6 protein-coding genes and 2 pseudogenes are annotated in these 12,063 nt (G+C 67.4%); 2 read left to right on the top strand and 6 right to left on the bottom strand.

Annotation, left to right across the window (positions count from 1 at the left end; genetic code table 11):
* Nucleotides 1–277: 277 nt before the first annotated feature.
* The 6 genes and pseudogenes from NRF20_RS05430 to NRF20_RS05405 all read right to left on the bottom strand — a co-directional run.
* Complete coding sequence (locus NRF20_RS05430) at nt 278–1,342, bottom strand: FecCD family ABC transporter permease (protein ID WP_413752110.1); 1,065 nt, start codon at nt 1,340–1,342, stop codon at nt 278–280.
* Complete coding sequence (locus tag NRF20_RS05425; RefSeq protein WP_413752109.1) at nt 1,339–2,376, bottom strand: FecCD family ABC transporter permease; 1,038 nt, start codon at nt 2,374–2,376, stop codon at nt 1,339–1,341. The genes NRF20_RS05430 and NRF20_RS05425 overlap by 4 nt, the downstream gene beginning before the upstream one ends.
* 17 nt (nt 2,377–2,393) lie before the next feature.
* Nucleotides 2,394–3,443 (bottom strand): iron-siderophore ABC transporter substrate-binding protein, encoded by a 1,050-nt coding sequence (locus tag NRF20_RS05420; RefSeq protein WP_398633666.1) that lies wholly within the window; start codon nt 3,441–3,443, stop codon nt 2,394–2,396.
* 606 nt (nt 3,444–4,049) lie between these two features.
* Nucleotides 4,050–5,417 carry an FAD-dependent oxidoreductase gene (locus tag NRF20_RS05415; RefSeq protein ID WP_398633665.1) on the bottom strand — a complete coding sequence of 456 codons (1,368 nt, stop codon included), beginning with the start codon at nt 5,415–5,417 and terminating at the stop codon, nt 4,050–4,052.
* 288 nt (nt 5,418–5,705) lie between these two features.
* On the bottom strand, nt 5,706–7,172 hold the full coding sequence (gene ltrA, locus NRF20_RS05410; protein ID WP_413752108.1) for a group II intron reverse transcriptase/maturase: 1,467 nt from the start codon (nt 7,170–7,172) through the stop codon (nt 5,706–5,708).
* A gap of 648 nt (nt 7,173–7,820) precedes the next feature.
* Nucleotides 7,821–7,944, bottom strand: a pseudogene (locus tag NRF20_RS05405) (transposase); the annotation flags it as partial.
* A 445-nt stretch (nt 7,945–8,389) separates the two neighbouring features.
* Here NRF20_RS05405 and NRF20_RS05400 point away from each other — a divergent pair.
* Nucleotides 8,390–10,711, top strand: a complete 2,322-nt coding sequence (locus NRF20_RS05400) for a helix-turn-helix domain-containing protein (protein WP_398633664.1) — start codon at nt 8,390–8,392, stop codon at nt 10,709–10,711.
* Nucleotides 10,712–11,563: 852 nt separating this feature from the next.
* A pseudogene (locus tag NRF20_RS05395) lies at nt 11,564–11,758 on the top strand (LysR family transcriptional regulator); the annotation flags it as partial.
* Nucleotides 11,759–12,063 lie beyond the last annotated feature (305 nt).

Raw genomic sequence — 12,063 nt, 5'->3', positions numbered from 1 at the left:
AACATGTTCAAGTGTGCTCGGTGACGACTCTACGGCCTCTCTTGAACGCGTTCAAGAGAGGCCGTGGGGTGGGGGCTGGGGAGGCCGGTCCGGTCACGGTGACAGGACGCCCGGTACGGAGATCATCCCTGGACGCGGCGTCGGCCTCGTCACGATCGGCTGTGGGCGGGTGACCTGGACCCGGCGTCCGGAGAGGACGACGAACGGGCCGTCTGCGAGGGCGTGTCCGTGGCGCCGAACACCTGATTCAGCGGCAAGTGGCAGCTCCCGAAGGGCCTCACAGCACTCCCCGGCGCCACTCCCGTACCAGCAGCCAGCCGAGGTACACCCCCCCGATGGCCATCGTGTAGATACCCACGGGCAGGTTCTCGAAAAGCGGCAGTTGCTGGGCACAGAGATCCGCGATCACCAGCAGCAGCGCGCCGGTCAGCGCCGACAGCAACAGGTGCGGGCCGGAGACCCGGGTGATCCGCTTGGCGATCTGCGGAGCCGTCAGCGAGACGAACGCGATGGGCCCGGCGACACTGACGGCGCCCGCCGAGAGCACGATCGCCAGCACGACGGCGATCGTCTTCGTGCTGCGGGGCTCGGATCCGAGTGCGACCGCGATGTCGTCGCCCATCTCCCCGATGTCCAGCCGCCGTGCGATCAGGGCGGTGAGCGGGGCCACGATCAGCAGCACGAGCCAGATCGTGGTGGCGTCGTCCCAGGACCGCGCCGACAGGCTGCCGTTGACGTAGGCGGTGAGGACGGCGGCCCGGTCCCGCTCCATGGCGTAGACGACGTACTGGGTGACCGCCGTGCCGATCGCGGCGACACCGATCCCGGCGATGACGAGCCGTGCGGGGTTACGGAACCCGGTGCCGGTCGACACGTAGACCAGCACCATGGCGAGGATGGCACCGAGCAGTGCGCCGAGGGCCACCGGCACGGTGCCCGGGAACATCAGCGCGGTGATCGCGGCGCCCGCGCCGGCGCCGGACGCCAGCCCGATCACATCCGGGCTGCCGAGCGGATTGCGGGTGACGGACTGGAACAGTGCCCCGGAAAGACCGAGGGCTGCGCCGGTGCCCATGGCGACCACCAGACGCGGGCCGCGCAGGCGTTCCAGGACGAACGCGTGTCTGCCCTCGGCCCCGCCCGTCACCGCCCCGGCGAGATCGGCGAGCGGAATGCCCAGCCGCCCGAGCGACAGCGTGGCGACGGCGGCCACCAAGAGCAGCACGAACAGCACGAGTGCAGTCAGCGCGGACACTCGCCGGAACGGCAAGGCCACCGTCCTGCCGATCGTCAGGAACACCCTGGGCGAGACGGTACGGAATCCGGCCTGATGCGACGTCATGCGTTGCCCCTCATCCTGCGTACGGCAATGAGCAGTGCGGGCGCTCCGATGAACGCCGTCACGACACCGACCATCAGTTCCTGCGGGCGCATGACCACCCGCCCCACGACATCCGCGAGGAGCAGCAGCGCGGGACCGGCCAGCGCCGAGAAAAGGATCTGCATACGGAAGTCGACACCGACCAGGGCCCGCACCACATGCGGAACGGCCAGGCCGACGAAGGCGATCGGGCCGACCGCCGCAGTTGCCGCGGCGCTCAGCAGCGTGGCCGAGAGCAGCCCGCCCGCCCGGACCAGGGCCGGATTCGCCCCGAGGGACGCCGCGGTCGAGTCACCGAGTGCGAGCGTGTTGAGGCCGGGCCCCAGCACCGCGGCTATTACCAGTCCGACCACAGCGAACGGCAGAACCGACAGGAAGACGTCGAAGTCCCTGCCGCCGAGCGCGCCGACGACCCAGTACCGGTAGCTGTCGAACACCTGCGGCCGGCTCAGGGTCACTGCCTGGATGAACGCCATCAGCACGGCGGAGAGCACCGCCCCGGTGAGCACGAGCCGCACCAGTCCGCTGCCCGAACCCGCTGATCCGATCGCATGGACGAGCAGACCGGCGATCAGCGCACCGGGCAGCGCCCACCACATGGTGTCCGTACTGCCCGACGCCCCCAGGAAGGCCGTCGCGGCGACGATGCTCGCCGAGGCGCCCGCGTTGATCCCGAGGAGACCGGGATCGGCCAGCGGATTACGGGTCACGCCCTGCATGAGCGTGCCCGCGACGGCCAGACAGAGACCGGCGAGTACACCGAGCGCGGTCCTCGGATAGCGGCTCTCGACGATGGTGGTGACATTCGGATCGGCGGTGCCGGACAGGACGTGCAGCACATCGCTGAACGAGGTGGTCCGGCTGCCGAACATGACGCTCGCGAACACGGCGAGAACGAGGACGACGACTGCGATGACGAGGGAATACACCCGCCGAGCGGTGCCGGCCCGTGAGGTTCCGGCACCGCTCGGCGGTGCGTGTGTGGTGGTGGCCATGTGTGTGGTGGTCAGCCTCAGTTGTTGTCGGCGGACTTGATGGCCTTGTCGATCAGCGGCAGGTAGCGGTCGATCACCCACGGCACGGTGAGCGGGTTGATGATCGAGGAGGCCGTGACGAAGGAGTTGTCCTTGCTGGAGACCACGGCGCCGCTCTTGACCGCGGGGATCGCCGCGTACAGCGGCTGAGCCTCGATCTCCTTGCGGGACTTGTCATCCATGTAGAAGGTGAAGACCAGGTCGCTGTCCTTCAGCTTCTCGGCGTTCTCCAGACCGATGAGCGCCGAGTCGGTGCCCTTGGTCTCCTTGAAGGTGTTCACCACCGGGTCGACGGTGAGGCCGAGGGAGGACACCATCTTGACGCGCTGCTCGTTGGGCTTGAACACGCCGAGGGTGCCGGGGCCGGTGTTGTAGATGTACGAGAACTTGTAGTTCTTGTAGTTCGGCCGGGTCGCTGCCGCGTCGGACAACTGCTTCTCGATCTTCGAGACGAGGGTCTTCGCCTGGTCCGGCTGTCCCAGTGCCTTGGCGATGATGTCTATCTGCTGGTCCCAGTCCGTGCTCCACGCCAGATCGGGGTAGGCGACGGTGGGGGCGATGTCCTTGAGGATGTCGTAATCCTTCTGCGTGATCCCGGACCACGGCGCCAGGATGACATCCGGCTCCAGCTCGGTGATGGCCTCGAAATCGATGTCCTCACCGCCCGTGAACTGGGTCGGCAGCTTGTCGCCGGACTTCTTCACCGCCTCGTGGATCCAGGGCAGATAGCCCGTCTTGTCGCTGCCCCACTCGTACTTCTCCATGCCCACCGGGGTGTGGCCGAGCGCTATGGCGGTCTCGGCCGAGCCCTGGCCGAGGGTGACGATCCGTTCGGGCTGTTCCTTGATCTCGGCCGTGCCGAGCGCGCTCTTGATCGAGACGGGGAACGCTCCGTCGCTCTTCCCGGATGCGCCGGAGGTCTCCTTGCCGTCGTCGCTCGACGAACAACCACCGAGGACGAGAACGAACGCTGCGGCGGTGGCAGTTGCGGCGAGCGTCCGGCGACGCACGCGGGTGAACCGGGACATGGATGTTCCTCATGGGTTGGTGGACGGAGCAGTTGGATCCCGCGCGGACTGCGAGGATTTAGGTAAGCCTAAGCTAAGTCAACTTCCGTCTACAACCGGCCTCCGGTTATCGGCATCCGCCCTCGACTCGGAGCCATTGATGAAAGGTCTGAACCAACCTGCGTTGGGCGCGTCGTGGTGCGCGGAGCTTCGCAGTGAATGCCTGTCAGGGTTCTTGTCGGGAGCATGACAATCATCCCCGGGTGTGGCGTCAGCAGTCGGAGCCCCCGTATCACCAGCGTGATGGTGCGGGGCCTCCCCGTCGCCTCTGGCCACACCCGCATGGCCAGGTCGTAGGGATTCCGCCCACCCGGGACGGATCGCATACGCGATATGTGTCGCCGACCAGGGCGAGAAAGCGGAGGACCAGCGCGCCCAACACCGTTCGGGGCGCGCCGGTGAGACAGGACTTGCTCCTGCTCACTGCCCAGGAACGGTGGACGTTCGGGGACAATGTCCGGGCGCTGCAGGGCCGTTGAGTGAAATCGCGGGCCGGGCAGCTCCGCCAAGGTGGGCGGAGCTGCCCTTCCGCCCGTACGGACCGTACGGTCAGAAACGTCCGTACCGTCAGCGGCGGGGCTCGGAAGCGTCCAGCATGGCGTCGCGCTCCACGACCTTGATCCTCTCGCGTCCCTGCTCCGCGCCCAGGGCCTGCTCGTGCGCGTCCAGGCGGTACCAGCCCTCGCGGGTGGTGTAGCGGACGCCGCGCTCCTCCAGGAAGGCGGTGACGGCCTCCGGCTCGGGCTGCGCCGGGGCGGCCAGCCGGCCGGTGGCGTGGTCGTCCAGGAGGCAGGCGACCGTCTCGTTGGCATCGCCCTTGGTGTGGCCGATCAGACCGATCGGGCCGCGCTTGATCCACCCCGTGACGTACACCGACGGCATGGGCTCCTCGCCGTCGATGACACGCCCCGCGGCGTGCGGGACGGTGCCGGAGGCCACATCGAACGGGAGCTTCGGGAGCTCCTGCGAGTAGTAGCCGACCGCGCGGTAGACGCTCTGTACGTCCCAGTCGGTGAAGCGTCCGGTGCCCTTGACGTTCCCGGTGCCGTCCAACTCGGTCCGCTCGGTGCGCAGACCGACGACCCGGCCGTCCTCGCCGAGGATCTCGGCCGGGGACTCGAAGAAGTGCAGGAACAGCTTGTGCGGCCGGTCGCCCACGTCGCGGATGGCCCAGTTCTCCAGCGTGGAGGCGACCATGTTGGCCTGCTTGTTGCCGCGCCGGGTCTCGATCGAGCCCGCGTCGTACTCGATGTCCTCGGGGTTGACGATGACTTCGATGTTCGGTGAGTGGTCCAGCTCCCGCAGCTCCATCGGGCTGAACTTGGCCTGCGCGGGACCGCGACGCCCGAAGACATGCACTTCCAGGGCCTTGTTGGCCTTGAGGCCCTCGTAGACGTTCGCGGGTATCTCGGTCGGCAGCAGTTCGTCCGCCGTCTTGGCGAGCATGCGTGCCACGTCCAGCGCCACATTGCCCACCCCGAGCACGGCGACCTTCTCCGCATCCAGGGGCCAGGTGCGAGCCACATCAGGGTGTCCGTCGTACCAGGAGACGAAGTCGGCCGCGCCGTGGGAACCGTCCAGGGAGCCGCCGGGGATGTCGAGCGCGCGGTCCGCGTCGGCGCCGGTGGAGAAGATCACCGCGTCGTAGAAGGACCGCAGATCGTCCAGGTCGATGTCGGCGGGGTAGTCGACGTTGCCGAACAGTCGCAGCTGTGGCTTGTCGAGCACCTGGTGCAGTGCCTGGACGATGCCCTTGATCCGCGGGTGGTCAGGGGCCACTCCGTAGCGGATCAGGCCGAAGGGGGCGGGCATCCGCTCGAACAGGTCGATCGAAACACCCGGGTCCTGAGCGGCCTCGGATTTCAGCAGCGCGTCCGCTGCGTAGATTCCGGCGGGGCCGGCTCCGACTATGGCGACGCGGACGGGGCGGGTCATGGAGTGCAGGTCCTTAGAACGGGCTGACGCGGGCAGTACGGCGCAGGGTAGAAGTAAGGATGGGCTTACCGTGCTCCATGGGACACGGTATCCGCTGCTGACCTGTGGCCTCTGGGCGGGCGGCCCTCCGGACGGTCCAAGGCGCTGAAGCCCGGTGCCGGGTGGGGGGTGCCTGTTGAGTCGGCACGGAGCGCGGTGCCGATGTTGCCGCCAGTCCGTTTCTCCGTGCCGCTCGCCGAACCCGGCGTACCCGTCTCCGAGTACCGGGCTCTCCACGGACTCTGCCGTTCAGGCGTGGTTGAGACGTGTCCAGGGGTTGGGGATCCTGTTGCCTCTGTAGCGGTAGCGGGTGACCGTCACCGCCTGGAGGTCGAACAGTTCGATCCCATCTGCCGAGGGCCTTTGCCACCGCCCGTTGTGGTCGGTGAGGCGTCGGCGAATGTCCTTCCACTTCCAGCGGTGCAGTGCCATCCACCAGCTGATCACCCGGTGCCATGTGAACTTGGCCAGGGAGCTCAGGGTGGCTTTGCAGACTGCGTGCTTGAAGTAGTTGGCCCAGCCGCGCATGATCTGGTTGAGCCTGATCAGCACGTCCCTGGGGTTCTGCTGCGACGTTCTGTTCGTCAGGGCACGGATCTTGTCCTTCAGCTGCCGGATGGGCCGGTCAGCGATGAAGGTGTAGACGTACCACTTGTCCGTTCCTCGCTTGCGGCGCCACTGGATGCGGAACCCCAGGAAGTCGAACCCAGCCGACATGTGCACCACCTGTGTTTTTGCCTCGGAGAGACGAAGACCGAGAGGTTGCAGCACGTCGGAGATGTCCTCGCGCAACGCCTCGACGTCGTAGCGCTCGCCGTCGACCAGAACCACGAAATCGTCCGCGTAGCGGACGATGCGCCAGTTCGGATGTCCGGCAACACGGCGACGCCTGCGCAGGTTGCCGGTGGCCATCTCCCCGCCCGACTCCCACGGCCTGGTCAGGTGCTCGTCGAGCGCCGACAGGGCGATGTTCGCCAGGAGCGGGGAGAGGATGCCGCCTTGCGGGGTGCCGGTGAGCGTGTCCTCGCGGCTGTTGTCCTCAGTAAGGACGCCGGCCTTGAGAAACGCCTTGACCAGCCGCAGCACGCGCTTGTCCTTGACTCGCGCTCGCACCCGGTCCATCAGGGCCGTGTGGTCGATCGAGTCAAAGCACGCCGCGATGTCCGCGTCCAGGACCCAGCGGTAGCCGCGGGTGCCATAGAAGTGGATCTCGGCGATCGCGTCGTGTGCCCGCCGCAGGGGCCGGAAGCCGTAGGAGATCGGCTTGAAGTCGGCCTCGAAGATCGGCTCCAGCACCAGCTTGAGGGCTGCCTGGACCACGCGGTCGGTGATGGTCGGAATGCCTAGGCTTCTGACCTTGCCCGAGCCGCCCTGTTTGGGGATCTTGCGCTCGCGTACCGGCAGCGGGCGGAACTCACCCGTTTTCAGTACGTGGCGAAGGTCCTCCAGGAACCCGTAGGAGCCAATATCGCGCTCGACGTTGACGGCGGTGACGCCGTCAACCCCGGGCGTTTTAGCCCCTTTGTTTCCCGCGACCCGTTCGAACGCCACCAGTAGCGTCGCCGGGTCGCACACGAGGTTGAACAGATCGTCGAACCTGCGGCCGTCGTCGGCCGCCGCCCAACGGTGAAGTTTGGCCTGCATCCCCGATACCCGCTGGTGAGACCCCATCGGGGCCTCTGGTGCACCGCTGTTCAGCGGCGCGTCTTTCGGCATTGCAGCCTCCTTCCCTTCTCGATTCCGCTGCCGCCCTTCCCCATGTGCCGGGCTCTCCCCGGCTCGGAGTACTACGGCGGCTCCGCCCTGTCCCGGCCCGATCGGCCGACGGTGGGCCCAGCCTGCGACCGCACTGGAGGCGTTGCCCCAGGTCAGGACCGGAACAGTTCCCGTGTTCACGTGTCGTTCGATCGACGGAGTAGGAGCCCGGCTATACCCCCGCGGCATCGCCACGACTACCCCGCAGCACTTCGTCGTGGCCTCCCCGGACGACACATAGCAACCACCCGGGAAGTTCCCCGCCCTCAAAGCAAGACAGGGACTCACCGCATCCAGCCCAGATCCACCAGGTTCGAGCTGGTGACGAGTAAGGAGGCGTCAACGCCGGTTCCTCGCGTACTCCTTTCCGTCTCGCTTGCCGGACCCGCACCATCTGGCAGTGCTGATACGTCCCGGCTTTTTCAGGGCCGCTTGCCACCCTTCCCGGCACCTCCCGGGTCGGGCTGCCCTCGGCTTCAACCGCCCTGCTGCGACAGGGCGGCGGTGGCGTCCTTTCACCGCCACTCGAACAACTCGCGCTTCACGGCGCACCTATGTCTTTCGTCAAGCGAGGCGTGGGGTTCGGGGTTCGTAGAAGGTGCCGTCGCGGAGCATCGCGAACAGCACGCACTTCAGGGCGGCCTGCTCGTTCGGGAAATGTCCGCGGGCTTTGACCGCCCGGTGGGTGCGCGGCGTTGACCGACTCGATCGCGTTCGTCGTGCAGAGCCGTCTCGGATCTTCACGTGGCCCTTGCGTGGAATGGGGGCGTGACACAAGGCAGGTGCTGCGTCACCTGGAGGGGACGATAGGGCTGCGGCAGACAGAGTTCCTGGTGGCTGTGGCAAACGGCGGGCGGTCACGTCCGCGACCGCGTTGTAAGAGTCTCGGATGGAGGTGCTGTCCATCCGGCCAGTATGCGAAACGCCCACAAACCCTCGGCCAGCTGGCACTGCAGGGACCCGCAGCAGCTTGTCGCCGATTCCGCGTCGTGGCAGCCCAGTGAGTGAGCCGGATCGAACCATCACAGAGCGTCGCAACTCCATGATCACGGAACCTGTTGCCTGCCCCGTCCGTCAGCCAGCCCCCGCTCACCACCTATCCGCGCGATCTCTACCTCGTGGGGCAGCCCCTTCCCTTCGATAGGGTGATTTCCAGACACGAAGGAGGATGCGCTGTTGTGGGCGATTCACTGCTGGAGACGCTGGGTCCGTTGCTGCGGGGGTTCAGGCATGCTGCGAGGTTGACCCTGGAGGAGCTGGCCGAGGCGTCCGGCGTCAGTGATCGGGCGATCGGTGACATGGAGCGCGGCCGCAGCCGGGGGCCGCAGGCGCGTACGGTTCGCGCTCTCGCTGACGCCCTGGGGCTGTCGTCCGAAGACTCCGACTGCCTGCTGGCGGCGGCGCGGGAGGGCCGGCGGCGGGTGTACCAGGAGAGTGACCGTGGCAAGGCGCTGTATGATCTGCCGCCGTTGATCCGGGACTTTTCCGGCCGGTCAGTTGAGCTTGCGTGGCTGGCGCAGGGCGGGAACGGGGACGCCGGGGCCCAGGCGGGGATTGTGTCCGGTGGTCCGGGGCTGGGCAAGACGAGCCTGGTGGTGCAGGCCGGGCACCAGCAGGCGGAACGTTTCCCCGATGGCCGGTTCTATGTCAATCTGCGCGGTCTGGATCCCAAGCCGCTGGATCCGCAGGATGTGCTGGGGCGCCTGCTGCGGGCCTTGAGGGTCATGGAGCGCGATCTGCCTGCGGACCGGGACGAGCGGACCATGCTGCTGCGGCGGTTGGTGCGCGACCGAAACGTGCTGGTGATCCTGGACAACGCAGCCGACGAGGCGCAGATACGGCCGCTGCTGCCGGGTGAAGGGCGGTCTACGTTCTGGGTGACCAGCCGGCGCGCGCTGACCGGGATCGAGCATGCACGGCGCCTGCCGCTGGCGCCGCTGCCGATGGAAGCCGCCACCACCCTGCTGGCGGCGATCACCGCGGACCGGACCGCCCTCACCCCCACTGCGAGGCAGACCGAGGGGGCTGCGGCGGCGGATGCTGCGGCCTATGCGCGGATTGTTCAGTTGTGCGATGGGCTGCCGCTGGCGTTGCGCATCGCGGGCAACCGCCTGGTCAGCCGTCTCGCCTGGAGCCCGGCGAACCTCGCCGACCGTCTTGCCGCTGAGGACCTGCGTCTGGACCGGCTCACCGCCGGCGACCTGCGGGTGAAATCCGCTTTCACACTGTCCTACGAGCAGCTCACCCGTCCGGCCCGTCTGCTGTTCCGCCGACTGTCCCTGGTCCCCGGCCCCGACTTCGACGTCTCCCTGGGCGCGGTGCTTACCTCACTCGCGCTGGGTGAGGTCGAGCAGATGCTGGACGAACTGATCGAACTCGGCCTGCTCAACCCCGCGACCGACGGTCGCGCCTCCTTCCATGACCTCGTCCGCCTCTACGCCCACCAGCGCCTGACCCAGGACGAGCCCGTCGAGGCGCGAGAGGCGGCCCGTTCGGCGATGAACACTTGGCTGCTGGCCACCGCCCAGGCCGCCGGGCAGTGGTTCGAACCGGGCGTCACTCCGCCTCCCGCTCCCGGCGGTCTGGTCGAGTTCACCGACCAGCACACCGCTCAGGTCTGGCTGGAGACCGAGAGTGCCAACTGGTTCGCTGCCCTGCAGGACGCGGCCGCCACCGGACAGCACCGCACCGTGACCAACGTGGCGCAGTCCATGCACTACTTCTCTGACCGCTGGCGCCACTGGGGCAACTGGCACACCGCCTTCGAACTTTCCCGTAACGCCGCCCACGCTCTCGGCGATCCCGTGCTCGAAGCCACCCACACGAACTACCTCTCCTGGGCGTACGCCGCCTGCCTTCGTCGGCCGGAAGCCGCCTTGAAGCTGGCATTCGAGGCAGGAGAGCTGGCGCAAGCGGCAGGAGATACGGTTCAGGAGGCATGGTCCCTCACATACGCTGCGTGCGCATGGCGGAATCTGGAGATGCACGAGGAGATCATCACCGAGGTCGAGCGAGCAGCTGAGATCTTTGCCGCGGCTGGAGACAGAGAAGGCCATTCACACGCGCTGTACATCGTCGCAGTGGCTTTGCGTGCCCTGGGACGCCTCCAGGAGGCCCTCGACACGTTCAACCGCGTCGTGGACCTGGTCACCGACCCGCGTACCGCTCCGGCCATGCACATCGCGAACTGCACGGCCATGAATGCTTTGAATGGGGGCGCCCGGACCCTGGTGGGCCTCGGACGCTGGCAGGAGGCGAAGGAGGCCGCCGACCGCGCACTCGCCCTGGACTCCCGCGTAGGTGTTCCCGCACTGCACGGTGCGGCAAGCCTGTACAGGGCACGTGCTCTGTGGGGCCTTGGAGAAAAGACGGAAGCCCGCCACGTGGTGCAGGACGCCATTCACTCCTTTACAGCAGCCGGTGACACGCACTGCAGCGAAGAAGCCAAGGCCCAGCAGGAGCAGTGGTCGACTGCCATGGAACAGGGTGTCTCGGGGTGAAGGTCCTCGTCCGCCTGCACCACGGTCACCGTGACCGCGACGTTGGCTGTCCTGCCGTAACGGTCTGGGCCACACGCGCGGTCTGGCCGCCCGTTTCCGATTCCTGAATGGCCGATCATCGGCATCCCGCCCGGATGCGGGACCGTCCGCGTCGTCGGCAACCGGTCCAGATGGCAGGCATCGACCTGCGCGCGCTCCCGCGGTGTGCATGGGAGATGAGCTGTAACCGCTGTACCGCCGGTCGATGAGCTTCCCGCCACTGCCTTTCTGTGCCGCTGCTCAGGGCAATGCATGACCCAGGCGCGACGGAGGTGACGTAGGCGCTGTCACTGAAGGGGCTGCCGTTGGGCACGGGGGAGCCACCGCGTTCAGTCCTCTTGGAGCAGCAGTGGGATCACCGCTGGGTAACTGAGGGCGCCGCGTGTCTGGACGACTCTCGGGGTGGGGGGACATGACATGGCGGATCTCCTTGTGCGGCAGGTCGACCAGATGCCGGCGATCACGGCGAAAGCCGTCGGATCTGCCGCGCAGGCGCGACGGCGGATCCAAGGCGCATGGCGCCTTGGAGAAGGGGTCACACGGATACCAACCGACGATATGGCGGTGACTGGAGTGACGTTGACCCACAGTGCACCCCTTCATGTCCTGGGGTGCACTACCGCACCCGTTCCGGGAGCACGGACAGACGCCTTGATCAGCCTTGCCCGGTACAAAAACCGTGCCTGCCCGGAGAGGAGTCACACCCTGCGCACGGACCCGGTCCAGGACCCGCGCCCGTCCGACGACTCGACTCCGGCTGTGGCCCGGAGCCGGCTTCGGACACGGGCCGATCTCCAGTCCTGACTCCGGACTCGCCTCTTCCATCGTGCGTATCCCGAGACCGATCTTGATGTCGTGACCCTGTCCGAATCCGACACGGCCATCGCCGCCGTCCGGTCCGGGACGATCGACCCGACCTTCCGCGCCGTGACCCGGCCGGGCCGGTAGCTCCCCGACGGCATAGAGGCCACTCCGGCCTTTGACGAACCGCTGCACCTGTTCACCGGGCATTGATTGTCCGCTTGGGCGCCACGAACCGCAGCCCGTCAACCGACGCCAGCAACGCAGCCATCCGCTCCGGCGGCTCGGTGCTGTGGTCCGCCAGAACAGCCAAGTGACAGGTCGTCTGTGATCGCATGTTCCGCCTGCTGACCCCGAGGACGGAAGGGACCGCCGCGCCGTCCCGTCCCCCCGCCCATGGGGACGGCACGGCTGGCGGGCGCGGGACGGGAGCCTGGTGGTACGTGTCGGAAGACCGAAGGAAGAGCAGTTCTTCCTGTTGTCCTTCCTGGTGCGTGATACCGGGAAGCGGT

This window comes from Streptomyces sp. R-74717 (genome assembly GCF_047305335.1).
GTDB lineage: Bacteria > Actinomycetota > Actinomycetes > Streptomycetales > Streptomycetaceae > Streptomyces > Streptomyces atratus.
This window is presented reverse-complemented; position numbering and strand designations above follow the sequence as displayed.

Bases quoted from the DNA above. Each gene is read 5' to 3' on its own strand.
- NRF20_RS05420 (WP_398633666.1), bottom strand. From the start codon at position 3,443: ATGTCCCGGTTCACCCGCGTGCGTCGCCGGACGCTCGCCGCAACTGCC.
- NRF20_RS05425 (WP_413752109.1), bottom strand. From the start codon at position 2,376: ATGGCCACCACCACACACGCACCGCCGAGCGGTGCCGGAACCTCACGG.
- NRF20_RS05430 (WP_413752110.1), bottom strand. From the start codon at position 1,342: ATGACGTCGCATCAGGCCGGATTCCGTACCGTCTCGCCCAGGGTGTTC.
- ltrA (WP_413752108.1), bottom strand. From the start codon at position 7,172: ATGCCGAAAGACGCGCCGCTGAACAGCGGTGCACCAGAGGCCCCGATG.
- NRF20_RS05415 (WP_398633665.1), bottom strand. From the start codon at position 5,417: ATGACCCGCCCCGTCCGCGTCGCCATAGTCGGAGCCGGCCCCGCCGGA.